This is a genomic window from Bradyrhizobium sp. WD16 (genome assembly GCF_024181725.1).
Lineage (GTDB): Bacteria > Pseudomonadota > Alphaproteobacteria > Rhizobiales > Xanthobacteraceae > Bradyrhizobium_A.
Map to the genome: position 1 here is coordinate 2,151,799 of NZ_CP028908.1, position 23,464 is coordinate 2,175,262.

Below are 23,464 nucleotides of genomic sequence, written 5' to 3' on the forward strand. Positions count from 1 at the left end.
CTCCGCTGCGGCGAGGGCTTCAAATTGAGCATTGACGCGGTGCCGCGAAGGCGACACCTTCCGCGGTGCAAAAAAATGCTGAGGGATATCATGCCGATTGGCGAGTTTGGCGGCGCACCTGAGTTTGTGGCCGAGGACAGTTCCGCGCTCACGACGCCGATGTACTGGATGTATGAGCTGGGCCAGGCCTCGCTCAATCCGGCGCGCGCCATGTTCGACGCCACCAAGTTGATGTTTTCTCACCCGCTCAACCCATGGACACACACCCAGGTCGGCAAGTCGGTCGCCGCCGCCTGTCAGGTGTTCGAGCGAACGACGCGCCGTTACGGCAAGCCGGAATGGCGCATCGAAGACACCGAAGTGAACGGCGTGCGCACCCCGGTGGAGGTCCGTACGGTCTGGGAGAAGCCGTTCTGCCGCCTGCTGCATTTCGAGCGCCAGTTCGACCGGCCGCTGCGGCTGGTACAGCCGCGGGTGCTGATCGTCGCCCCGATGTCGGGCCATTACGCCACTCTTCTGCGTGGCACGGTGGAAGGATTCCTGCCCGGTCACGACGTCTACATCACCGATTGGGCCGATGCCCGCATGGTGCCCCTGTCGGCCGGCCGCTTCGACCTCGATGACTATGTGGATTACGTCATCGAGATGCTCCATGCGCTCGGCGGCAACGTCCACGTCGTCGCGGTCTGTCAGCCATCGGTGCCGGTCCTTATGGCCGCCTCGGTGATGGAGGCGCGTCAGGATCCTATGGTGCCGCTGTCGATGACGCTCATGGGTGGCCCCATCGACACCCGCAGCAATCCGACGGCCGTCAACAAACTCGCCGAGCAGCGCGGTATCGAATGGTTCCGCAACCACGTCATCACCAAGGTGCCGCTGCCGCACCCCGGTGTCATGCGCGACGTCTATCCGGGATTCCTGCAGCTGAATGGCTTCATCAGCATGAATCTCGATCGTCATGTCGATGCCCACAAGAACCTGTTCGCCAATCTGGTGAAGGGCGACGGCGATCTCGTCGACAAGCATGTGGAATTTTATGACGAATATCTCGCCGTCATGGATCTCACTGCCGAGTTCTACCTGCAGACCGTCGATCAGGTGTTCGTGCGCCATCTGCTGCCTAAGGGCGAGATGCGCCATCACGGCCGCCTCGTCGAGCCGGCGAAGATCGAGCGCATCGCGCTGATGACCGTGGAGGGCGAGAAGGACGATATCTCCGGTCTCGGTCAGACCGAAGCGACCCACCGCCTTTGCAGTTCAATTCCCATGGATCGGCGCGTGCATTACGTCCAGAAGGGCGTCGGCCATTATGGCGTGTTCAATGGTTCGCGCTTCCGCTCGGAAATCCTGCCACGAATTTCGGATTTCATGGTGTCGTCGGCCCAGCAGCGGCCGGCGAGCATAGACGCCGCTGAGTAGGATAGTACCGAAAATGTAATTCGGACTGCTTTTAGTCCGGATCAGGACCGTTTCGCTCGCGTCATGTAAATCATTGATAAGGAAAGATGATTTTCGTTAACTCATCGGGCGATGGGGTGAATATGAGATCATTCCATCAGCCGGCGCTTGCTTACATGGTCTGAATCTAAAATGCCGTTCCGAGCCCCATCATTTGGGAGCCAAATCGGCCGACAATTCTATATCTTGGGCAAATGATTTGTTTTTCCGCCGCCAAATTCCCTTGGCCAAGGATGTGGCAGACTCAGGGTCAATCGCCTGACCCTGGACCTCTCGACATGGCCTTCCGCGCACTCCTCTATCGCCGCCCAGCCGAGCCGAAGACCATTTTGGTGCATGTCGGCTCGGCGATCTACCCTGTTCGCCTGCGCCGCCATCGTCGAGCGCGGCGCTACACCTTGCGCATTCATCCGGTCGACCGGGAAGCGATCCTCACGATGCCGCCACGTGGCACCGTCGCTGATGCCAAGGACTTCGCCCATCGTCACGGGGCCTGGATCGCGGCGCGCCTCGGCGGCCTCGCCAAGGCAGTGCCCTTCGCCCCGGGCATGACCATACCGCTGCGCGGCGCTCCCCATCGCATTGTTCATCGTGCTGGCGAGCGCGGCACGGTATGGACGGAAGTGAGGGACTCGGGCGAGAGGATTCTCTGTGCCGCCGGCGACGTCGCCCATGTCGACCGCCGTATCCGCGATTTTCTGAAGCGCGAAGCGCGCCGCGATATCGCCAAGGCCGCCCATGACTATGCCGAGAAGCTCGGCGTCAAAATCAAGCGCCTCAGCATCCGCGATCAGTCGAGCCGCTGGGGCTCCTGCACTTCGGCCGGGGTGCTGTCCTTCTCCTGGCGACTGATCCTCGGGCCTGGTCATGTCCTGGACTATCTCGCGGCTCATGAAGTGGCCCATCTCGTCGAGATGAACCATTCTCCCCGTTTCTGGCGCGTCGTCGGGCGGATCTGCCCGCACATGGAGCGGTCCAAGAGCTGGCTCGATAATCACGGTAACGACCTGCACCGCTACGGGGTGAAAAAGTAGGCCGCCCGCATCCTTCGCTCCCGAGGCCATGATCAGCCCGGCCTGCATCGGGGCCCCGAGCCTGCTGCTGCTTGCCACCCCTGGACGTCAGCGTTTTAAAGTTGACGACAGCGCCGGCGTCAGAAGATGTCGGACCGGTTACTCTCGCCCGTTGTGTCAACGCCCACCGAACAATCGGTCGACCAGCCAGCCGTCGAGGCCGGAATCCGCTTCGGGCCTGACTGCAGCCCGGGTGACCGGAGCTCGTGGCGCGCCCGCTGGGGCCGCCGGTGTCGCTCCATTCCCCATGGACACGGCCGCGCGCGGCTCGGCCGGCGCACCTTGATTTCCCCCCAACACCTGGCTGACGCCGTTGGCGACGCCGGCGAACAGCCCGCGATCGGAGGCCGGAAGCGCGGCCACCGGAACATTCTGATGCGCCGCGCGCATGAAGCGGGTCCAGACTTCCACCGGCAAGCCACCGCCTGTCGCCTTGCGTGTCGGGGAATTGTCGTCATTGCCGAGCCAGACGCCGGTGACCAGATTGGCGGTGTAACCGATGAACCAGGCGTCGCGGAAATCCTGGCTGGTGCCGGTCTTGCCGGCGGCCTGCCAGCCGGGGATCTCGGCTTTGCGCGCCGTGCCGCTGAGCAGGGTCTCCTGCATCATGGCGTTCATCTGCGCCACATTGCGCGGATCAATCACCTGGTTCGGCGGGTCGGGGTTGCGTACGTAGAGCAGCTTGTTGCCCTCGGTGGTGCGGATCTTCGCGATCACGTGGGGAGCAACGCCGCGGCCGCCGTTGGCGAAAGGGGCATAGGCGCCGACCAGCTCCAGCAGCGTCACCTCAGACGTGCCGAGCGCGATCGAGGGATTGGGGTCGAGCTTGGAGGCGACGCCGAGACGGTGAGCGGTGCGCACGACGTTCTTGGGTCCGACCTCGAGGCCGAGCCGCACCGAGACCGTATTGAGCGACATGGCCAGTGCCTGGGTCAGGGTGACGGAGCCGAAATACTGGTGGGTGTAATTCTCCGGTTTCCAGCCCTTGAGATCGAGCGGCGCGTCCTGACGCACGGTCTCGGGCGTCAGACCCTGCTCCATGGCGGTGAGGTAGACGAAAGGCTTGAACGCCGAGCCGGGCTGGCGCTTGGCGGTGACTGCGCGATTGAACTGGCTTTCGCTGTAATTGCGGCCGCCGATCAGTGCCCGCACCGCACCGTCCGGCGTCATCGCCACCAGCGCGCCCTGGGAGACGTTGAATTTGACGCTCTTGGCGGCGAGCTCGTCGATCACCGCGGCTTCCGCGATGGACTGCAGTCGGGGATCGATCGTGGTTTCGACCGTGACGTCCTGGTCGATCTGCCCGATCAGATCGTCGAGTTCCTCGCCGATCCAGTCGGCGACGTAGTTGACGGTGCCGGCGCCGACCGGTTTCACCGCATATTCGGGATGGCCGAGATTGGCCTTGGCCTGGGCCTCGGTGATGAAGCCGGCATCGGCCATGGCGGAGAGTACGGTCTGGGCGCGCCGCTCGGCGCCGTCGGGATTGCGGTTGGGCGCAAGGCGCGACGGCGATTTGACGAGGCCGGCGAGCATGGCCGCCTCGGCGATGGTGACATTGCGCGCCGACTTGCCGAAATAGCGCTGCGCCGCCGCCTCAACGCCATAGGCGCCAGAGCCGAAATAGACGCGATTGAGATAGAGTTCGAGGATCTGGGCCTTGGAGTATTTGCGCTCCAGCCAGATCGCGAGCTCGGCTTCCTGCAGCTTGCGCTGCATCGTGCGTTCCTGGGTCAGGAACAGATTCTTGGCGAGCTGCTGGGTCAGGGTCGAACCGCCCTGAGAGACGCCGCGATGAAGCAGGTTGGTGACGGCCGCACGGGCGATGCCCATGGGGTCGATACCGAAATGCGAATAGAAGCGGCGATCCTCGATGGCGATGAACGCCTTCGGCAGGAATGGCGGCAGCTCCTTCAGCGCCACATTGGTGCCGGCCATCTCGCCGCGGCTGGCGAGCACGCTGCCGTCGAGGCCCGTGATCTGGATGGTCGGTGGGCGCTTCGGGATTTCCAGCGACTGGATCGGCGGCAGGTGAGCGCCGACATAGACGACGAGCCCGACTACCGCGATGATGCCCCACAAGCCGAGCACTGCGCCCCAGTAGACCAGCCGGCCAAGCCGCGGCCACGACGGGCGTGAACGTGAAGCATTCCCGCGCTTGCGCGGTTTGCGCTCCCGCGGCGCATCCTGGTCGGACGATGCGCGGCGGCGCCTTGGCTTGTCGTCCTCCGATGTCGGCACGCGATCGTCGGCGCCGAGCCGCAGGTCGCCGAGCGAGGAGCTCGGGCCGAACCTTGGCTCGCGGCGTACGCCGCCTTTTCGCCGTGCTGATTCCATCAACCCCGCCTCTCCGAGCATGACCGTCGCGGAGAACCGAAACCCGGCTGTTCCGGCGCATGCCCGCCCGCCGCATGCTAGCGACGCGCGGTTTAAAGCGGGGTTAAGCAGAAGTTAATGGCTGTTTACGGGCGCGGCGCCGGCGGCAGGCTGCAGCTCTTCACAACTGCGCGCGCTCAGGAAAACCACAGCGCCGCGAGCGCCAGCAGCGCCGGAACCGCCTGCACCAGGATGATCTTCGGCTTTACCGAGTAGCCGCCATAGAGCCCCGCGAGGAGAATGCAGATCAGGAAGAACGCCTTGATCTGGAAACCGGTTGTCGCCTCTGGATGGAGCAGGCCCCAGATCAGGCCGGCAGCAAGAAAACCGTTGTAGAGACCCTGATTGGCGGCCAGCACCTTTCCCGCCTCGGCCTGCTCCTTGGTCTGTCCAAAGGCACGCAGCCCGGCAGGCTTGGTCCAGAGAAACATCTCCAGCACAAGGATGTAGACGTGCTCCAGCGCGACCAGCGCGACGAGAACTACGGCGATCACAACCATAAATCAGTCCCCCCCGTTCGATCCGGCGCCCAGACTAGTGTGGCGTCTCGCAATTGCCTATCCCTTGCGGCAGGCTCCTTAGGCAATTGCGAGACCTAAGCCGGACTAGCTTAGTGTCCCTTGCGTCTGCGACTGACGGTCGGACGCGAATGCCCGGCACAGGGCCAAGCATGATAGTCGATGATTGGGCTGCTTGTCCGCCCTGAAATCAAGCTGCCGGCTGAGCGGCCTCGCCGTTGGCGAGCAGATGCACCAGTGCACGCTTGATCGCGGCCTGGCGGGTCGGCGCAGTGATCTGGGCGCCGAGCAGGTCGGTCACGTAAAACACGTCGCGGGCACGCTCGCCGAAGGTCGCCACGTGGGCCGAGGCGATATTGAGGTTGAGCTTCGAAATGGCCGTGGTGAGTTGATAGAGCAGGCCAGGCCGGTCGAGGCCCGAAACCTCGACCACCGTGTAGCGGTCCGACCACTGATTGTTGAGGGTCACTTCCGGCTCGACGGTGAAGGCGCGGTGCTTCGGCTTGGCAGCCGCGCGCTTCGCCACCACCTCGGGTAGCCGCAGCTTGCCTTCCAACACCTGCTCGATCATCTCGCCGATCCGCGTGGCGCGACGCGCTTCGTCCTCGTCGCGATCGTATTCGCGGGAAATGGCGATGGTGTCGAGGGCCAGCCCGTCAGTGGTGGTATAGATCTGGGCATCGACGATATTGGCTCCGGCCGACGCGCAGGCGCCGGCAATCACCGACAACAGCCAGGGGTGGTCGGGCGCCAGGATCGTGAGCTCGGTGACGCCTCGCGCCTCGTCGAAACCGACATTGACCGCGAGCTTGTGGCCGGCCTGTTCGCTCGTCCGCACGAAGCGGGCGTGACGGATCTTGTGCGCCAGATCGACCTTGAGCCAGTAGGCGGGATAATGCCGCGCCACATAAGCGGAGACTTCGGCCTCCGGCCATTCGGTGAATTGTGAGCGGAATTCCGCCTGGGCTGCAGCGATGCGCTGAGCACGGTTGACCTCGGAAAAGCCGCCGGTCAGCACCGGTTCGGTTTCATAATAAAGGGTGCGTAGCAGCTGCGCTTTCCAGCCGTTCCACACCCCGGGTCCGACGCCGCGGATGTCGGCCGTGGTCAGGATGGTGAGCAGCTTGAGCTGCTCCAACGTCTGCACCACTGCGGCGAAATTCTCGATGGTCTTGCGGTCCGAGAGGTCGCGCGATTGCGCCACCGTCGACATCGTCAGATGCTCGTCGATCAGCCAGGCCACCAGTTCGGTGTCGGCGGGGCTGAGGCCGAACCGCGGACAGAGCCGTCGCGCCACCTTGGCGCCGCCCACCGAATGGTCCTCCGGGCGGCCCTTGGCGATGTCGTGGAGGAACACCGCCACGTAGATCACGACGCGATGCTCCGGCCTGATCTTGCGTATCAGGGCGCTGGACAGGACGAATTCGTCATTGCCGCCGCGCTCGATCTCCTGGAGGATGCCGATGCAGCGGATCAGATGCTCGTCGACCGTGTAGTGATGATACATGTTGAACTGCATCATCGATACGATCTTGCCGAAGGCGCGGATGAAGTGACCGAGCACGCCGGTCTCGTTCATTCTTCGCAGCACGATCTCGGCATCGTTCGAGGTCAGGATCTCGAGAAACAGCTTGTTGGCTTCGGGGTTCTCCCGCAGCTTCTCGTTGATCAGCGGTAGCGAACGCGTCGCCGTTCGCATGGCGTCGGGATGAAAGGCGAGGTTGTTCTTCTGCGCCAGATGGAAGATGCGGATCAGATTGATCGGGGCGCGCTTGAAGACGTCGGGTGAGGCGAGATTGATTCGGTTATTGTCGACGATGAAATCCGGATTGTCGCGCAGCCGGTGCCGCCCGGCGCCGGGCCGCAGCCGCGCGATCACCCGGCTCAGCACCGGTGCAGGCTTCGCCTGCTGGTCCTCCAGTTTGGCACAGAGGATGGCGGTGAGGTTGCCGACCTCTTTGGCGACGAGGAAGTAGTGCTTCATGAAGCGCTCGACATCCTGCATCCCCGGATGAGAGGTGTAGCCGAGGCGCTGCGCGATCTCGCGCTGCATGTCGAAGGACAGCCGCTCCTCCGCACGTCCGGTGAAAAAATGAATGTTGCAGCGGACAGACCACAGGAAATCTTCGCAGCGCCTGAAGGTCCGGTATTCATGGGCGTCGAACACGCCGCGCTTCACCAGTTCCTCTGCGTCGCGCACCTGGTAGACGTATTTCGCCATCCAGAACAGAGTATGCAGGTCGCGTAGGCCGCCCTTGCCGTCCTTGACGTTGGGCTCGACCAGGTAGCGGGACTGGCCGGCGCGGCGATGGCGCTCTTCGCGTTCAGCGAGCTTGGCGGCGACAAATTCCGCCGCGGTGCCCTGCACGATATTCTTGTCGAAGCGCAGCACCAGTTCGTCGTAGAGCGCCCGGTCGCCGGTCAGGAAGCGTGTCTCGAGCAGCGCGGTGCGAATGGTCATGTCGGCGCGCGCCTGACGGATGCTCTCGTCGATGGACCGCGTGGCATGACCGACCTTCAGCCCCATGTCCCAAAGGCAATAGAGGATGGCCTCGGCCACCTGTTCGCCCCAGGCGGTCTGCTTGTAAGGCAGCAGGAACAATAGATCGATGTCGGATTGTGGCGCCATCAAGCCGCGGCCATAGCCGCCGGTGGCGACGACGGACATCCGTTCGGCCTCCGATGGCGTTTCGGAGCGGTAGAGGTAACGCGTCGCCGCATTGAAGAGGAGACGGATCACGGCGTCCTGGATATCGCAAAGCTGCTCGGCGCAGCGCCGGCCGTGACGGTCCTTGAGAAGCTGCGCCTGCACTGTCTCGCGCGCCTGCGCCGTCTCGATCTTCAGGAGCTGGGCGAGGGCAGCGCGGAACGCATCCTCCCGGCCGGCATGGGTCTTGGCGAGGTCTGCGATGGCACCCTCGATCCGCGCCGTGTCGAAGGCGGGCGGCGGGGCAGGTTCGGCGATCACGGCGCTGTCCATGACATCGGGATATCGGACGGAGCTCTCGCTGTCACGCGTTTCGCGGCCGGGCACCGGGCCCCGGGCGGGCGCCTTCACGGCCGGGTGATCCTCGCCCCGCCGGTGCCGGGCGGCGGCTACACCGACCGCGGCGGCGGTGCTACAACCCCCTCCTGGGGCGGCCCGCCGGCCTGCCCGCAGCGATCGAAACAACAGGAGACCGGGATGGATGCCGCCGAGTTGCGCGCCCTGCAGGCGCCGTTCAAGGAGCGCTATCGGGCCGATCCGCAGAGCGCGCGGATCACGTTGCGGGCCAGCGGCAGCCTCGATGAGGACGGCATCGCCTGCCGCCTCGAGACCGGGCGGGCGATGGCGGCGGCGGGATTGCATCCCGGCGCCGGCGGCTCCGGGCTGGAGCTGTGTTCCGGCGACATGCTGCTGGAAGCCCTGGTCGCTTGCGCGGGCGTGACCCTCAAATCGGTTGCGACAGCCATCGAACTACCGTTGCGCTCCGGCGAGGTCAGCGCCGAAGGCGATCTCGATTTCCGCGGGACGCTCGGTGTCGACAAGGAGGCGCCGGTCGGCTTCGCCGAGATCCGGCTGCATTTTGCGGTCGACACCGATGCGCCGCAGGAGAAGCTCGACCAGTTGCTCAAGCTCACCGAGCGCTTCTGCGTCGTCTATCAGACCGTCCGCCACGGCGCGAAGACGATCGTGACGATGGAGCGGGGGTGAAACGCTAATTGGCTCAATTCGTCATAGCGGGGCTCGACCAGCACAAGCCCGGGCGTGACGAAAAAGGAGATGCCGAGAGTAACGGCCTCTCCAGCTCTAGTTTTCTTCCGCCGCGGCCTTCTTCAGCGCATAGAGCGCATCGAGCGCTTCGCGCGGCGACATTTCGTCGGGCTGCAGCTTATCCAGTTCAGCGAGCAACTGCTCGCCGGGACCGGGCGGCGGCGGTTCGGCGGCTGGTGCGCGCGAGGGCACCGCGAACAGCGGCAGGTCGTCGATCAGCGCGCGGGCGGTGTCGCTTCGATCCTGCGCCTCCAGTTTCGCCAGCACGCTCTTGGCGCGCGTGATCACCGCCGGCGGCAGGCCGGCGAGGCGCGCCACCTGGATGCCGTAGGAGCGGTCCGCCGAGCCAGGCAGCACTTCGTGCAGGAAGACCACGTCGCCGTGCCACTCCTTCACCCGCACGGTGGCGTTGAACAGCCGCGGCAGCCGCGCCGAGAGAGCGGTGAGCTCATGATAATGGGTGGCGAACAGTGAGCGGCAGCCGTTGGCATCGTGCAAGTGCTCGATCGTTGCCCAGGCGATTGACAGGCCGTCGAAGGTCGCGGTGCCGCGACCGATTTCGTCGAGAATGACGAGCGCCCGCTCGCTGGCCTGGTTCAGGATGGCCGCGGTCTCCACCATCTCCACCATGAAAGTTGAGCGGCCGCGGGCGAGGTCGTCGGCGGCGCCCACCCGCGAGAACAGACGGTCGACCACGCCGATGCGGGCGCGGCGGGCCGGCACGAAGCCGCCCATCTGCGCCATCAGCGCGATCAAGGCGTTCTGGCGCAGGAAGGTCGATTTGCCGGCCATGTTGGGGCCGGTGATCAGCCAGATCTGGCCCTTGCTCTGGCCCGGCACTGGAGAGAGGTCGCTGGCATTGGCGATGAATGACTGGCCATCGCGCTTGAGCGCCTGCTCCACCACCGGGTGTCTGCCGCCTTCGATGGCGAAGGCGAGGCTGTCATCCACCTCGGGCCGGGCATAGTCGTGATCGACCGCGAGTTTCGCCAGCGCGTTGGCGACATCGAGGCGGGCGAACGCGTGGGCGGCCGTGCGCAGGTCGTCTCCGGCGGCGGCGGCCTGCTGGGTGAGGCGATCGAAGATCTCGAGCTCGAGTCCCAGGGCGCGCTCGCCGGCGTTGGCGATTCGGGCTTCGACCTCGCCGAGCTCGGCTGTGGTGAAGCGCACCTGGCCGGCCAGAGTCTGGCGGTGAATGAACAGCGCATTGAGCGGCGGCGCCATCAGCCGCTCGCCGTGCTGAGCCGTGACCTCGACGAAATAGCCGAGCACGTTGTTGTGACGGATCTTCAGGGTCTTGATCGTGGTCTCTTCGGCGTAGCGCGCCTGCATGGCCGCGACCACCTGGCGTGACTGGTCGCGCAGCGCGCGGGTCTCGTCGAGATCGGCATCATACCCTTCCCGCACGAAGCCGCCGTCACGTCGCGACAGCGGCAGGTCGTCAGCGAGCGCGCGGGAAAATTCGTCCTTCAGCACGCGCGAGGGCCGGTGAAGTGCCGCCATGATCTCGTCGATCTCTGTTGGCGGCGACGGCATCCCGGTGAGGATCGCCAGCGCACTATCGGCAGCCGCGACGCCGTCACGAAGGCTCGCGAGATCGCGCGGACCGCCGCGGCCGACCGCGAGACGCGCCAGTGCTCGCGCCATGTCCGGTGCCGCGCGCAAGGTGGCACGCAGGCCCTCGCGCAGGGCAGCTTCGGCGACGAAGGCCGAGACGGCGTCCAGTCGCCGGGTGATCGTCCCGACATCGGTCAGCGGCGCGGCGAGGCGCTGCGCCAGAAGCCGCGAACCGGCTGCGGTGACGGTGCAGTCGAGGGCGTCGAGCAGCGAACCGCGCCGCTCGCCGGACAGCGTGCGGGTCAGCTCGAGATTGGCGCGCGTGGCCGGGTCGATCGCGAGCGTCGCGCCGGAGGATTCCCGCGCCGGAGGCGCCAGCGGCGGTCGTTTGCCGACCTGGGTGCGGTCGATATAAGTCAGCGCCGCGGCGGCGGCCGTCGCCTCGAGCCGGGTCATAGTGCCGAACCCATCGACCGTGGCGACGGCGAAGTAGTCGCATAGCCGCCGTTCGGCAGTGGCGCCGTCGAACACGTCACGGGTCAGTGGCGTCACCGCAGGCAGGCTGCGCAGCATATCGCCGATCTCGGCGTCGCCATAAAGCGCGTCGCTGACGATCACTTCATTGGGGTTGATGCGTGCCAGCGTGGCGCCGAGTTCCGCCGGGGCGCACTCGCCGATGGAGAATTCTGCGGTCGAGATGTCGATCCAGGCGAGGCCGAGCCGGTCGCTGCCGGAGGAGCCACGGGCGCGGCCGATGGCAAGCAGATAGTTGTTGGCGCGGGCGTCGAGCAGGTTCTCTTCGGTGAGCGTGCCGGGCGTGACGACGCGGACCACATCGCGCTTGACCACGCTCTTGTTGCCGCGCTTGCGCGCCGCAGCGGGGTCCTCCATCTGCTCGCAGACCGCGACCCGGTGCCCCTTGGCGATCAGGCGGTGGAGGTAGTCGTCCGAGCGTTCTACCGGCACGCCGCACATCGGGATGTCCTGGCCGAGATGCTTGCCGCGTTTGGTCAGCACGATGCCAAGCGCCTGGGAGGCGATCTCCGCGTCCTCGAAGAACAGCTCGTAGAAATCGCCCATCCGGTAGAACAAGAGCAGGCCGGGATGGGCCGCCTTGATCTCCAGATACTGCTCCATCATCGGCGTCAGGCGGCCGGGGGCCTCGGCAGCTGCTTCGGACGCGGGATCGGACGGCGGTGCGGGTACGGCATGGATTGTCATGGGGCGAAATTAGCAAGTTTCGGCCGGCCAATCCCGCCGGAGCGTAGGGTTTTCCCCGTTTCCCTGCAGGAAATCGGGCCAGAAAACCCATGCATGGCGTCCCGTCCCTGGTCGCATTTGCTTTCCGTGTCGCCACTTTCTAAGACTGCCGACCAAAGCAATAGCCGGCCCCCAAGGAGTTTAGCTCATGCGTGACGTGTTCATTTGCGATGCCGTGCGGACCCCAATCGGCCGGTTCGGTGGTGTGCTCGCCAAGGCTCGCGCTGATGACCTCGCCGCCACCCCGATCAAGGCATTGATCGCGCGCCATCCCAAGCTCGATTGGGCCGCCCTGGACGAGGTCTATTACGGCTGCGCCAATCAGGCGGGCGAGGACAACCGCAATGTCGCCCGCATGGCGCTGTTGCTCGCCGGCCTGCCGGAGACGGTGCCCGGCATCACGTTGAACCGGCTCTGCGCGTCGGGCCTTGATGCCGTGGGCGCCGCGGCGCGGGCGATCCGCGCCGGCGAAATCGATCTTGCCATTGCCGGCGGCGTCGAATCCATGACCCGCGCGCCCTTCGTCATGGGCAAGGCGGCCGAGGCCTTCCAGCGCAGCGCCGAGATCTTCGACACCACCATTGGTTGGCGCTTCGTCAATCCGCTGATGAAGCAGCAATACGGCGTCGATTCCATGCCCGAAACCGGCGAGAATGTCGCCGCGGAGTTCGAGATCTCGCGTGCCGACCAGGATGCTTTCGCCATCCGCTCCCAGCAGCGCGCCGGCAACGCCATCGCCGCGGGCTATTTCGCCGAGGAGATCACCCCGGTGACCATCCCGGGCGGCAAGGCCGGCCCGACCGTGGTCGACAAGGACGAGCATCCGCGCCCCGAGACCACGCTCGAAGCGCTCGCCAAGTTGAAAGCGCCATTCCGCAATCCCGGCACGGTGACGGCCGGCAACGCTTCGGGCGTCAATGACGGCGCGGCCGCCATGATCCTCGCCTCGGAAGCGGCGGTGAAGGCCCACGGCCTCACCCCGCGCGCCCGCGTGCTCGGTCTTGCGTCGGCTGGCGTGCCGCCTCGGATCATGGGCATCGGTCCGGTGCCTTCGACGCGCAAGTTGATGGAGCGGCTCAAGCTCAACATCGATGATTTTGACCTGATCGAACTCAACGAGGCCTTCGCCTCTCAGGGCATCGCGGTGCTGCGCCAGCTCGGCGTCAAGGAAGATGCCGATTTCGTCAATCCGCACGGCGGCGCCATCGCGCTCGGTCACCCGCTCGGCATGAGCGGCGCGCGCCTCGCGCTTACGGCGATCCATGGCCTTGAGAAGCGTGGCGGCAAGCTCGCGCTCGCCACCATGTGCGTCGGCGTCGGCCAGGGTGTGTCGATGGCGCTGGAAAAGGTGAGCTGAGGTGCGCTCGGCCGCGACAGTCTGCTTGTCGTGGCCGGGCTTGTCCGCACGAGCCCGGGCATAACGTCGGAGTGTCGGGACTGGCCTTGTTCTAGTGTCCCGATTCTAACGTTCGTATCCCTTTGCAGCGAGCACTCATACGAACGTTAGAACCAAAGGGACACGAGTATAGTTATGATTCTAGTGCAATTCTGGATCTGACGCGCGTACGACGAATTCGCTGCAATGCTGATATGAGCGTCCGATCCATCGCACTAGCCGCTCGCTTTAATCGATCACCGCCGCGTGGTCCGGGCCTTGCGCCTGCTGGCGCAGCGTGGTCTTGGTCGAGCCGATCAGGATCGCCAGCGGGATGGCGCAGAGCGTCACCACCATCACCAGCTGGTAGTCGCGTGAAAATGCGACGATCTGCGCCTGCACCTGCAGGATCGCATCCATCAGCGCCCGTCCGCTGTCGGTGCCGAGATTGAGCAGCCGGGCGACGTCGGGCATCTTCAGCGCATCGTTGAACGGCGTGACATTTTCGTTAATGACCGCATAGGCGCGCCGACCGCCTTCGGTCAGTTCGGCGATGACCACCGAAATCCCGATCGAGCTGGCGACATTGCGGACCAGGGTCAACATCGAGGTGCCGTCGGTGCGCAGTTGCGGCGCCAGGGTGAGAAAGGCCACCGTGCTCAGCGGCACGAACACGAGCCCGAGGCCGAAACCCTGGGCGATGCTGGTGACAATGATCATCGGGACGCCGGTGAGATCGGTCCAGCCGGTCATCACGAAGAGCGAAAGCGACATCAGGGCGAGGCCGGCCACGATCAGCGTGCGCGCCTCGATGTGGCGCATGATGCGGCCGACCAGCATCATGGCGACGAATGTGCCGCAGCCACGGGTGGCGAGCAGCAGGCCCGCAGTCATGATCGGATAGCCGACGACGTTCTGCAGATAGGGAGAGGCCAGCGCCATGGTCGAGAACAGCACGAGCCCCATCACCGCCATGAAGACGCAGCCGCCGATGAAGTTGCGGTCCTTGAAGATCGCGAACTGGATGAAGGGCTGTTTCGTCGTCAGCGAATGGGCGAAGAAATAGTAGAATCCGACGATGGCGAGAAGGATCTCGACGATGATTTCCGGCGATTCGAGCCAAGCGAGCTGTTCGCCGCGGTCGAGCGCGATCTGCATGGCGCCGATCCCGAGCGCCAGCGCGCCGAAGCCGAACCAGTCGAAGCGCAGGTCGGTGTTGGGCGAGGTCTCATCCATGAACACGGCGAGGCCGAGCACGGTAATGGCACCAAACGGCAGGTTGACGAAGAACACCCAGTGCCAGGAGTAGGTTTCAGTCAGCCAGGCGCCGAGCGAGGGGCCCATGATCGGTCCCATCATCACGCCCATGCCCCAGATCGACATCGCCTTGGCGCGCTCCTGGAGCGTGTAGGAATCCAGCATGACGGCCTGCGACAGCGGCACCAGCGCTGCGCCGAACACGCCCTGCAGCAGACGGAACAGCACCATCTGGGTAATGTCCTGGGCGAGGCCGCACATCACCGACGCTACCGTGAAACCAGCGGAGCACAGGATGAAGATCCGCTTGCGGCCGAAGCGGTTGGCAATCCAGCCGACCGGAGCGGTCATGATCGCCGCGGCGACGATATAGGACGTCAGCACCCAGTTGATCTGATCCTGGGATGCCGACAGCGTGCCTTGCATATAGGGAAGGGCGACGTTGGCGATGGTGGTGTCCAGCGCCTGCATGATAGTCGCCGTCATGGCGCAGATCGTCACCATGTTTCGGCGAAGCCCAGGGACCGCCGCCGTGGAGGTGGCGGCGGCGGTCACTGGTTCTGCTCCTGCGCGGAGGTGGAGGAGAGGCCGAACAGTCCGGCGAGCGTGCGGCGATGGTGGGTGTCGATCCAGACATAAGTGCTCATGCCCGCCTTGAGCCTGCTCACCATCGGATCATTGTCGTCAAAATAGATCCGCACCGGCACGCGCTGCACGACCTTGACGAAATTGCCGGTCGCGTTCTGCGGCGGCAGGATCGAGAATTGTGAGCCGGTGCCGGGGCTGAGGGCGCCGATCGAGCCATGGAATTCGTGGTCCGGAAACGCGTCGACCGAGAGCGTCACCGTCTGGCCGCGGGCCACATAGGTGAAGTCAGATTCCTTGAGATTGGCGTCGACCCAGGGATGGCCGTCGTCGATCAGGCTGAACACCGGCGAGCCGGCGGGCATGAAACGGCCGAGCTGGATGCTGTCGACCTGGGTGGCGACGCCGTCGATCGGGGCGCACAGCACGGTGTGGTCGAGATTGCGCTGGGCCTCGGCGAGCTGCGCCTTCGCCTGGCTATAGGGCGGAAACTCGTCCAGTGGCAGGTCGGGATTGTCGAGCAGCTGGTTCTGGCTGGTCGCGAGCTGCTGCTGCAAATATTGCAGCTGCGCCTGGGCGGTCACCAGATTGGTGGTGCTGGTGTCGAGATCAAGCTGCGAGCCGAAGCTGTTCTTCACCAGAGCGGCCTTGCGTTCGACGTCGCGCTGCTTGAGCTCGACACCCTGCTGGGCGAGCGCCAGCATCTGGGTATAGGCCTTGTAGTTCGATTTCAGCGTGTTGAAATTGGTCCTGGCGGTCTCGACGCCGGCCTGGGCCTGCTGCAGCGCGAGGCGGAATGGCACCGGATCGATCTCGAACAGCTCGTCTCCGGCCTTGACGTGCTGGCCTTCCTTGACGACCACCTTTTCGATCTTGCCGGAGATGTCGGGCGTGATCAGCACCTTCTGGGCGCCGACATAGGCGTCGTCGGTGGTTGCATAGCGGCCGCCCGAGAGATAGAAGCCGATGCCGCCGATCGCGGCGAAAGCCGGCAGCACCACGAGCAGCAGGAGGCGCCGGCGGTTGCGCAGCCGCTGCCACAGCGAGCGACGCCGCGGCGCCGCCTCCGCCTTGTCGGCGCGCTGCTGGTCAGGCGGGAATTTCAATACGGGATCAGCCATAGCGCGGGACCTTCGGCTTGCAGTCCGCGACGGCGTGGAGTGCGTCGCGCACATTGTCCTTGATGGTGGTGAGTTCGGCGACAAGGCCCTCGGCCCTGTGTTTGTCCATGTGGGCGAGGGCGGTGGCGGTGATTTCGGCGCGCAGTTCGGCGAGCTGGTCGAGCAGCGGTCTGGCTTCCGCCAGCAGGTAGAGGCGGTTGACGCGACGGTCATTCGCGTCGGCCCGGCGCTCGATCAGGCCGTGCTCGCAGAGGCGGTCGATCAGCCGGGTCAGGGTGATCGGCTGCATCTCCATCAGATCGGCGAGTTCCGACTGCTTCAGCCCTTCATAGCGTTCGAGCTTGGCCAGCACCGCCCACTGCGCCCGGGTAATGCCATGGCGTACCGCCAGCTTGTCGGCATAGAGCCGCAGCATGCGCTGGGTCTCGAACAGCACGAAGAGGAAGTCGCGGTTGTGCTGAGGCATCATAGTACCTATATCGCCTTCGTAAGCAGAAAATATAATAAGCTTGCTTACGATCTCGGCGAGTCCAGATCCGGCCATCCAGATACGCAAAACTGCATGGCCGGGAAAAACCCCGCCAGGACCTGCCCCGGATCAGGCCCATTCCACCCCGGAGGCTTCGGCGAGGTCCAGGGTGCTGCGCTGGCCGATGTCATCGAAATGCTGGTCGAGGAACCGCCGGGCAGCGCGCTGGCCAGCCCGGCGCAGCAGATCCAGGAACTCGAAATCCGTCTTCAGCTTGCTGGCGCCGGCGAGGCGGGTGGCGAGCACGCCGAGATCGATGCGGTGGAAGTTCAGCCGACGGTAGCGGCCCGGCGGCAGGTGACCGTCGTCGATGAGCTGGGTAATAAAGTCCATGGCCCGTAGCTCCGAAATCAGCGCCGAGTTGAATGTGATCTCGTTGAGCCGGCCGATGATCTCGGAGGATCGCTTCGGCGTCGACGGCCGCGTCACCGGGTTGATCTGCACCACCAGCACGTCGTCGGTCTCGGTCGCCTGCAGGAACGGGAAGATGGCCGGATTGCCCAAATAGCCGCCGTCCCAGAAGGGGATGCCATCGATCTCGACGGCGCGGAACATGAAGGGCAGGGCGGCCGAGGCCATCACCACGTCCGCGGTGATCTTCTCGCGCGGAAAGAGGCGCAGCCGCCCAGTATGGACGTTGGTAGCCGAGATGAAGAGTTCGATATCGCCGTTGCGCACCGCTTCGAAATCCACCGAGCGTGCGATCAGGTCGTTGAGCGGATTGAAGTCGAACGGGTTGAGCTCATAGGGCGAAAAGTAATGCGCCATGGTCTCGAACCAGTTCTGCACCGGCGTGGTGGCAAAGGGCATCATCGACAGCATGCGGTCGGTCACCGCGCGCTGCACGGGAGGGAGCGAGCCGCCAGTACTGGCTGCGCGCCAGAACATCGCGAGGCGCCGCCGCGCTTCTTCGCTACCGCCGCGGGCAAAGCCGTCGGCGATCATCACCGCGTTGACGGCGCCGGCCGAGGCGCCGGAGATTCCCGTGATCTCCAGCCGCCCGTCGGCAAGGATCTGATCGACCACGCCCCAGGTGAAAGCACCGTGAGCGCCGCCGCCCTGGAGAGCGAGATTGATCTTCTTGGTCGCTGGCCGTTGCGGCCGGGTCCCAGCCCGTTTTGTCCAACTGGTGAGGCCATCGAGATAGGATTTGAGATTGCCGGCCACGGCGAGACCTCGCGGGATATTCAGGGAAACCGCCGTCGCGCTGCACGGCTGGTCGGACTCCTAATAATCTGGGGCCGATTTGCTGCAGTGCAACCCAAGACGGCGGCATCGCAAAAATGTCATTCGCGATGTTCATCCGGAATTGCAGAGCCGGGCATCGCAAAAATTGGGGCGCGAATGCCGCAAAGACGCTACATGAATGGACGATGTCGATCGCGCCGCCTGTTTTCCCGCATCCCGACCATGACCACGGTCTCTGTGCCGCGGATGCGCTGAGCCACGCCGAAACCGTGTGCCGCAACCGGGGGCAGAAATTCACGCCGCAGCGCCGCCAGGTGCTGCAGGCTATGCTGCAGGAACATCGCGCCCTTGGCGCCTACGACATCATCGAATTGCTGGCGCGCGAGGGCCCTCGACCCGCGCCGATCACCGTCTATCGTGTGCTCGATTTTCTCATCGACAACGGCCTTGTCCATCGCATCGAAAGCCGGAATGCTTTCATCGCTTGCGCCCACCGCCACGACGATACGGCGACGGTGGCCTTTCTGATCTGCGAAAGCTGCGGGCAGGTCGGCGAAATTCCCGCGGCGCCCATCGCCGCGAAGCTGAACGAGGCGGCGCGCGCCGATGGATTCGCGCCCCGGCTCGCTGTCGTCGAGGTCACTGGCACCTGCGCCCATTGCCAAGCCAAGACATAACGCCAAAGCGATCGGATTCTACCATCATGTCCTCACCCGCTACCGCACCGGCCCCCGCCGGCCGTCCGCTGACCCTCGGCGCGGCGGCGGTGATGGTGGTCCTCTGCCTGTCGTGGGGACTCAATCAGGTGGCGATCAAGCTGGCATTGCCCGACATCCCTCCGCTGATGATGGCGACATTGCGCTCCACCGGCGGCTTGCTCATGGTGATGCTTGTGGCGCGGCTGCGCGGCGTCGACATCTTCGAGCGCGATGACACTCTCAAGGCGGGGATGCTGGCCGGACTGCTGTTCGGTCTTGAATTCATCGTGATCTATCGCGGGCTGCTGTGGACTACGGCGACGCGCGCGGTTGTGTTTCTTTATGTCGCGCCTTTTGTCGTCGCACTGGCCTCGTTCCGCCTCGGTGAGCGGCTGGGGCCGATGCAGTGGGGCGGACTGGCCCTGTCCTTCGCCGGGGTGGCGCTGGCAATCGGGGTTCCCCAGACAGATGTCGACGCCACAGTGATGATCGGCGATCTGATGGTCGTCGCCGGAGGCGTATTGTGGGCCGCTACCACCATCGTGGTGAAACTGTCGCCTTTGCTCAGCGCCCCGGCGGAGAAGACCCTGGCCTACCAATTGGCGGTGTCGATCCCCATACTGGGACTGGGATCTCTCGCGTTCGGCGAGCGGATCACCGGCTGGCCCGGTGTCGTCGCCTCTATGTCGTTGGTCTATCAGACGTTTTGGGTCGTCGGCCTGACCTTTTTGTTCTGGTTCATGCTCGTGCGAAGTTTTTCTGCCAGCAAATTGTCGGCATTTACCTTCATGACCCCGCTGTTTGGCGTGACTGCCGGACACTTCGTGCTGCACGACCCTTTGAGCCCAGCCTTCGTGGCCGCTGCGGTGCTGGTCATCGCCGGGCTGATGCTCGTTAACCGCCCGGTACGCGTTCCCGTCGATCCGTTGTTGACCGTCACCAAAACCTGATATCTGAGCGCCATGAACAAGCCAGAAACGAATTTGTCTGCCGTCGACGTTGCCGGGCCTGCCCCGCGCCACACTACCGCTGCCGTCAAGGTCGGCCACGTCACCGTCGGTGGCGGGGCGCCGATCGTGGTCCAGTCGATGACCAACACCGATACGGCCGATATCGCATCGACCGTGGCTCAGGTTGCGGCGTTGGCCCGCGCCGGGTCGGAACTGGTGCGGATCACGGTGGATCGCGACGAGGCCGCTGCGGCGGTGCCGCAAATCCGCGAGCAGCTCGACAAGCGCGGCGTCAACGTGCCGCTGGTCGGCGATTTCCACTACATCGGTCACAAGCTGCTTGCCGATCATCCGGCCTGCGCCGAGGCGCTGGCCAAGTACCGGATCAATCCGGGCAATGTCGGCTTCAAGGACAAGCGTGATACCCAGTTCAGCGCCATTGTTGAAATGGCGATCAAGCACGGCAAGGCCGTGCGCATCGGCGCCAATTGGGGTTCGCTCGATCAGGAGCTGCTGACGCGCCTGATGGAAAGGAATGCCGCTTCGGCGGTGCCGCGTGATGCCCGCGCAGTGACTCGCGAGGCACTGGTGCAGTCGGCGCTATTGTCGGCGCAGCGCGCGATCGAGATCGGCTTGCCGAAAGACCGTATCATCCTTTCGGCCAAGGTTTCCGCGGTGCAGGACCTGATCGCGGTCTATCGCGACCTGGCCGCACGCTCGGATTATGCCGTCCATCTCGGATTGACCGAGGCAGGCATGGGCTCCAAGGGCATCGTCGCTTCCGCGGCCGCGCTCAGCGTGCTGCTGCAGGACGGCATCGGCGACACCATCCGCGTCTCGCTCACGCCCGAGCCGAACGGCGACCGCACCCTCGAAGTCAAGGTGGCGCAGGAAATCCTGCAGACCATGGGCTTCCGCACTTTCGTGCCTCTGGTCGCCGCCTGCCCGGGCTGTGGCCGCACGACATCGACCGTGTTCCAGGAGTTGGCGCGCGACATCCAGGACTTCATCCGCGACGAAATGCCGAACTGGAAGACGCGCTATCCCGGCGTCGAAACCCTGAACGTCGCGGTGATGGGCTGCATCGTCAACGGACCTGGCGAGTCCAAGCATGCCGATATCGGCATTTCGCTGCCGGGCACCGGCGAAACGCCGGCGGCGCCCGTGTTCGTCGACGGCAAGAAGTTCACCACCCTACGCGGTCCGTCGATCGCCAGCGACTTCAAAGCCATGGTGATCGAATACATCGATCGCCGTTACGGCGTCACCGGTCAGACCGCGGCGGAATAAGCCGCGCACGGGTCGGGTGTTCTTGCCGATGGCCGGGCTCGCTCCGGCCATTTGCATTTTGGGCTGAATAACTGCCGCCTGGAGAAAAACGCGCGCGCTACAGCGGCGTGTTCTTCTCGCGGTTGTTGACCACGGCCTCCTCGAGATCAAGGTCGCGCTCGATCCGGCGTCGCGTCTCGTCGGTGATCTTGCCGTCGCGCAACAGGTCGTGGAGGAACTTGCGTTCCTCGTTGATCAATTCGCGCACCAGTCGTGCTCCATGAGTGGCGGCGTGGGGTTGGCCATCCCTGGCCGGCGGATCGGGAATGGCTCGGCGGCGGGTCTCCTGGCGGGCCTCGAGGAACTTCATGACGCTCTCCGAGACATCGTCCCGGCTGCCGATCGACTCGAGCCTATGCCGCGCTGCCTGCAGGATCTCGCGCCGCGCGGCGATCTCCATTTCGCGCTCATGCACCTCCTCGCTCCGGCCGTGATGGGGCAGGCCGAGCAGCCGCACCAGCGGCGGCAAGATCGTGCCGATTCCGACCAGCGTGAAAAACACGACGCCGAAAGTCGTGAATTGGATCATGTCGCGATAGGGAAATTCCTCGCCATTCGGCAAGCTCAAGGGCACCGCGAGGGCAACCGCCAGCGACACCACGCCGCGAATGCCGGTGAAGCCGACGACGGTGACATGGCGCCAGTCCGGGAGCTCGTCGAGCGCGCGCAGCTTCGGGGTGAGGAAGCGCTCGAGATAGGTGCCGGCGAAGACCCACACGAAACGCGCGGCGATCACCATCACCGTGGTCACTGCCACTGCTGTGACCACATTGTGCAGCGGCACCGCCTTGGTCTTTTCCATGGCGATGCGCATCTGGAAGCCCATCAACAGGAACAGCGTGCCTTCAATCAGCCAGGTGACGAGATCCCAAAAGAAGACGCCCTGCAGCCGCGTCGCCGCCGAGATCAGCAGCGGACCGTTCCAGCTGACATAGAGGCCGGCAGCCACGGTGGCAATGACGCCCGAGCCGCCGAGATGCTCGGGCACCCAATAGGCGAGATAGGGCGTGAGCAGCGACAGCGCGATCTCGACGCGCTCGTCATGGGCCCAGTGCCGCAGCCGCAGGCTCAGCCAGCCGACGGCGATGCCGAAGAACAGTTCGCAGGCGACTATCAGGACGAAATAGCCCGAGGCCTTCATCAGCGAGAAGGCGCCGGTGCTCACCGCCAGCACGGCGAACCGGTAGAGGATCAGCGCGGTGGCATCGTTGGCGAGGCCCTCGCCTTCGAGGATGACGAGAATACGTCGTGGCAGATGCAAGCGCCGGGCGATCGCCAGTGGCGCCACCACATCCGGCGGCGAGACGATGGCGCCGAGCACGAAGCCGATGGTCCAGGGCGCTCCGAGCGCCCAGTGCACCGCGGCGGCCACCGCGAAGGTGGTGAAGACGACGCAGCCGATCGCGAGCAGCGCGATCGGGCGCAAATTGGCGTGGAATTCGCGCCAGCTCATGGCGACGCCGCTGGAGTAGATCAGGGGCGGCAGCACGATCAGCAGCACCACCTCGGGCGCGAGTTCGAAACGGGGCAGCCCGGGAATGAAGGCGAGAGCGAGGCCGCTGACGAGGAAGGCGATGGCCGGGGTCAGGTCGAAACGCCGCGCCACGGCGGCGGTAGCGGCCATGGCGGTGAGCAGGAATAGCAGAAGGAGGAAATCGTGGGTCATTGCTCGGCCAAATTGGCTGCGCCGTGGCGGTGCGTCAATCGACCCGTGGGGTTCCCTGCGATCGACGCGTCAGGCTCTACAATGCGCTGGCGGCGATATTGACCGTGAGCGCCAGCAGGGCCGTATTGAACACGAATGAGGTGATGCCGTGCGCCGTGGCGGTGCGGCGGATCAGTTTGTCGGTGACCCCGACGTCGGAGACCTGCGCGGTCATGCCGATGACGAACGAGAAATAGACGAAGTCCCAGTAGTCCGGCGGCTCGCCGTCGCCCGGAAAAGCGAGGCCGCCTTCCTTGCTGCCGCGATAATATTCGTGGGCGTAATGGAGCGCGAAGGTGGTGTGGATAGCCGACCAGGACAGGGCGATGGTGACGAGCGCGAAGCCGAGGGCGAACGGAGTGCGGTGCGCGGGGCCGAGTTCGCCGACGATTGCGCCCAGGGTGGCGAACGCAGCCACTGCGGTCAGGATCAGGATCGCGAAGCGGCCGTCGTCCTGCAATCTGGCGTTGTGTCGGATGTGGGTGAGGCCGGTGGTCATCACCATCGTATAGGCGAGGATGAGATAGAGCGCGATGGCGATATCCCAGGCGAACAGCAGCCGCACCACCAGGCGTAGCGTCTGCGGCATCAGCGCGAGAGCGACAAGCCCGATCGCGATCGACAGGAAGAAGCGCGGCCGGACCACGAAGATGCGCAGCATTCTCGGATAGGCCCGGATCCGCCTCGCCCTGCGCTCCAGCATTTGGGGATCGCTCATCGGACCCGGCACC

Annotated in this window: 17 protein-coding genes; 7 read left to right on the top strand and 10 right to left on the bottom strand. The window is 64.9% G+C overall.

The window, feature by feature from the left end; genetic code table 11:
• Positions 1-90 precede the first annotated feature (90 nt).
• Together DB459_RS09990 and DB459_RS09995 are read left to right on the top strand one after the other, a co-directional pair.
• A complete protein-coding gene (locus tag DB459_RS09990) occupies positions 91-1,419 on the top strand; it encodes a polyhydroxyalkanoate depolymerase (protein ID WP_253713505.1) in 1,329 nt (442 codons plus the stop codon).
• Positions 1,420-1,652: 233 nt separating this feature from the next.
• On the top strand, positions 1,653-2,492 hold the full coding sequence (locus DB459_RS09995) for a M48 family metallopeptidase (protein WP_253712696.1): 840 nt from the start codon (positions 1,653-1,655) through the stop codon (positions 2,490-2,492).
• A 156-nt stretch (positions 2,493-2,648) separates the two neighbouring features.
• Here DB459_RS09995 and DB459_RS10000 read toward each other — a convergent pair whose 3' ends face one another.
• The 3 genes from DB459_RS10000 to DB459_RS10010 all read right to left on the bottom strand — a co-directional run bounded on the left by DB459_RS10000 (position 2,649) and on the right by DB459_RS10010 (position 8,405).
• Positions 2,649-4,868, bottom strand: coding sequence for a transglycosylase domain-containing protein (locus DB459_RS10000; protein ID WP_253712697.1), 2,220 nt, complete (start codon positions 4,866-4,868; stop codon positions 2,649-2,651).
• A gap of 176 nt (positions 4,869-5,044) precedes the next feature.
• Positions 5,045-5,407 (bottom strand): DUF1304 domain-containing protein, encoded by a 363-nt coding sequence (locus DB459_RS10005; RefSeq protein ID WP_253712698.1) that lies wholly within the window; start codon positions 5,405-5,407, stop codon positions 5,045-5,047.
• A 208-nt stretch (positions 5,408-5,615) separates the two neighbouring features.
• Positions 5,616-8,405 carry a [protein-PII] uridylyltransferase gene (locus tag DB459_RS10010; protein WP_253713506.1) on the bottom strand — a complete coding sequence of 930 codons (2,790 nt, stop codon included), beginning with the start codon at positions 8,403-8,405 and terminating at the stop codon, positions 5,616-5,618.
• A gap of 204 nt (positions 8,406-8,609) precedes the next feature.
• Here DB459_RS10010 and DB459_RS10015 point away from each other — a divergent pair, with 204 nt between their 5' ends.
• Positions 8,610-9,119 carry an OsmC family protein gene (locus DB459_RS10015; RefSeq protein ID WP_253712699.1) on the top strand — a complete coding sequence of 170 codons (510 nt, stop codon included), beginning with the start codon at positions 8,610-8,612 and terminating at the stop codon, positions 9,117-9,119.
• Between the two features lie 96 nt (positions 9,120-9,215).
• Here DB459_RS10015 and mutS read toward each other — a convergent pair whose 3' ends face one another.
• Positions 9,216-11,957, bottom strand: coding sequence for a DNA mismatch repair protein MutS (mutS, locus tag DB459_RS10020; protein ID WP_253712700.1), 2,742 nt, complete (start codon positions 11,955-11,957; stop codon positions 9,216-9,218).
• A gap of 187 nt (positions 11,958-12,144) precedes the next feature.
• On the opposite strand from mutS, the gene pcaF reads away from it, so the two are divergent.
• A complete protein-coding gene (gene pcaF, locus DB459_RS10025; protein ID WP_253712701.1) occupies positions 12,145-13,353 on the top strand; it encodes a 3-oxoadipyl-CoA thiolase in 1,209 nt (402 codons plus the stop codon).
• A gap of 267 nt (positions 13,354-13,620) precedes the next feature.
• Here the strand turns inward: pcaF and DB459_RS10030 are convergent, their stop codons facing one another.
• The 4 genes from DB459_RS10030 to DB459_RS10045 form a co-directional block, all read right to left on the bottom strand.
• The gene (locus tag DB459_RS10030; protein WP_253713507.1) at positions 13,621-15,132 is read right to left on the bottom strand and encodes an MDR family MFS transporter; all 1,512 of its coding nucleotides are present in this window, start codon (positions 15,130-15,132) and stop codon (positions 13,621-13,623) included.
• A 47-nt stretch (positions 15,133-15,179) separates the two neighbouring features.
• Positions 15,180-16,334: an HlyD family secretion protein gene (locus tag DB459_RS10035; RefSeq protein ID WP_253712702.1), complete on the bottom strand. Its 1,155-nt coding sequence runs from the start codon at positions 16,332-16,334 to the stop codon at positions 15,180-15,182.
• Positions 16,327-16,800, bottom strand: coding sequence for a MarR family winged helix-turn-helix transcriptional regulator (locus DB459_RS10040; RefSeq protein ID WP_253712703.1), 474 nt, complete (start codon positions 16,798-16,800; stop codon positions 16,327-16,329). The genes DB459_RS10035 and DB459_RS10040 overlap by 8 nt, the downstream gene beginning before the upstream one ends.
• 132 nt (positions 16,801-16,932) lie before the next feature.
• Positions 16,933-18,030 carry a patatin-like phospholipase family protein gene (locus DB459_RS10045; protein ID WP_253712704.1) on the bottom strand — a complete coding sequence of 366 codons (1,098 nt, stop codon included), beginning with the start codon at positions 18,028-18,030 and terminating at the stop codon, positions 16,933-16,935.
• Between the two features lie 206 nt (positions 18,031-18,236).
• Between DB459_RS10045 and DB459_RS10050 the strand changes: the two genes are divergently transcribed.
• The 3 genes from DB459_RS10050 to ispG are packed head-to-tail and all read left to right on the top strand — an operon-like array spanning position 18,237 to position 20,989.
• Positions 18,237-18,728: a Fur family transcriptional regulator gene (locus DB459_RS10050; RefSeq protein WP_253712705.1), complete on the top strand. Its 492-nt coding sequence runs from the start codon at positions 18,237-18,239 to the stop codon at positions 18,726-18,728.
• 26 nt (positions 18,729-18,754) lie between these two features.
• Positions 18,755-19,699 carry a DMT family transporter gene (locus tag DB459_RS10055; RefSeq protein ID WP_253712706.1) on the top strand — a complete coding sequence of 315 codons (945 nt, stop codon included), beginning with the start codon at positions 18,755-18,757 and terminating at the stop codon, positions 19,697-19,699.
• A 12-nt stretch (positions 19,700-19,711) separates the two neighbouring features.
• Positions 19,712-20,989, top strand: coding sequence for a flavodoxin-dependent (E)-4-hydroxy-3-methylbut-2-enyl-diphosphate synthase (gene ispG / locus DB459_RS10060; RefSeq protein ID WP_253712707.1), 1,278 nt, complete (start codon positions 19,712-19,714; stop codon positions 20,987-20,989).
• A gap of 97 nt (positions 20,990-21,086) precedes the next feature.
• On the opposite strand, the gene DB459_RS10065 is transcribed toward ispG, so the two are convergent.
• Positions 21,087-22,694 carry a Na+/H+ antiporter gene (locus DB459_RS10065; RefSeq protein ID WP_253712708.1) on the bottom strand — a complete coding sequence of 536 codons (1,608 nt, stop codon included), beginning with the start codon at positions 22,692-22,694 and terminating at the stop codon, positions 21,087-21,089.
• Positions 22,695-22,770: 76 nt separating this feature from the next.
• Positions 22,771-23,451: a DUF1345 domain-containing protein gene (locus DB459_RS10070; protein ID WP_253712709.1), complete on the bottom strand. Its 681-nt coding sequence runs from the start codon at positions 23,449-23,451 to the stop codon at positions 22,771-22,773.
• Positions 23,452-23,464: the final 13 nt, after the last annotated feature.

What these genes read in the sequence shown, in the direction of transcription:
- DB459_RS10050 (WP_253712705.1), top strand. Translation starts at nt 18,237, where the DNA reads ATGTCGATCGCGCCGCCTGTTTTCCCGCATCCCGACCATGACCACGGT.
- DB459_RS10010 (WP_253713506.1), bottom strand. Translation starts at nt 8,405, where the DNA reads ATGGACAGCGCCGTGATCGCCGAACCTGCCCCGCCGCCCGCCTTCGAC.
- DB459_RS10040 (WP_253712703.1), bottom strand. Translation starts at nt 16,800, where the DNA reads ATGCCTCAGCACAACCGCGACTTCCTCTTCGTGCTGTTCGAGACCCAG.
- DB459_RS10070 (WP_253712709.1), bottom strand. Translation starts at nt 23,451, where the DNA reads ATGAGCGATCCCCAAATGCTGGAGCGCAGGGCGAGGCGGATCCGGGCC.
- DB459_RS10055 (WP_253712706.1), top strand. Translation starts at nt 18,755, where the DNA reads ATGTCCTCACCCGCTACCGCACCGGCCCCCGCCGGCCGTCCGCTGACC.
- DB459_RS09995 (WP_253712696.1), top strand. Translation starts at nt 1,653, where the DNA reads ATGATTTGTTTTTCCGCCGCCAAATTCCCTTGGCCAAGGATGTGGCAG.
- mutS (WP_253712700.1), bottom strand. Translation starts at nt 11,957, where the DNA reads ATGACAATCCATGCCGTACCCGCACCGCCGTCCGATCCCGCGTCCGAA.
- ispG (WP_253712707.1), top strand. Translation starts at nt 19,712, where the DNA reads ATGAACAAGCCAGAAACGAATTTGTCTGCCGTCGACGTTGCCGGGCCT.
- DB459_RS09990 (WP_253713505.1), top strand. Translation starts at nt 91, where the DNA reads ATGCCGATTGGCGAGTTTGGCGGCGCACCTGAGTTTGTGGCCGAGGAC.
- DB459_RS10035 (WP_253712702.1), bottom strand. Translation starts at nt 16,334, where the DNA reads ATGGCTGATCCCGTATTGAAATTCCCGCCTGACCAGCAGCGCGCCGAC.
- DB459_RS10065 (WP_253712708.1), bottom strand. Translation starts at nt 22,694, where the DNA reads ATGACCCACGATTTCCTCCTTCTGCTATTCCTGCTCACCGCCATGGCC.
- DB459_RS10000 (WP_253712697.1), bottom strand. Translation starts at nt 4,868, where the DNA reads ATGGAATCAGCACGGCGAAAAGGCGGCGTACGCCGCGAGCCAAGGTTC.
- DB459_RS10005 (WP_253712698.1), bottom strand. Translation starts at nt 5,407, where the DNA reads ATGGTTGTGATCGCCGTAGTTCTCGTCGCGCTGGTCGCGCTGGAGCAC.
- DB459_RS10015 (WP_253712699.1), top strand. Translation starts at nt 8,610, where the DNA reads ATGGATGCCGCCGAGTTGCGCGCCCTGCAGGCGCCGTTCAAGGAGCGC.
- pcaF (WP_253712701.1), top strand. Translation starts at nt 12,145, where the DNA reads ATGCGTGACGTGTTCATTTGCGATGCCGTGCGGACCCCAATCGGCCGG.
- DB459_RS10030 (WP_253713507.1), bottom strand. Translation starts at nt 15,132, where the DNA reads ATGGTGACGATCTGCGCCATGACGGCGACTATCATGCAGGCGCTGGAC.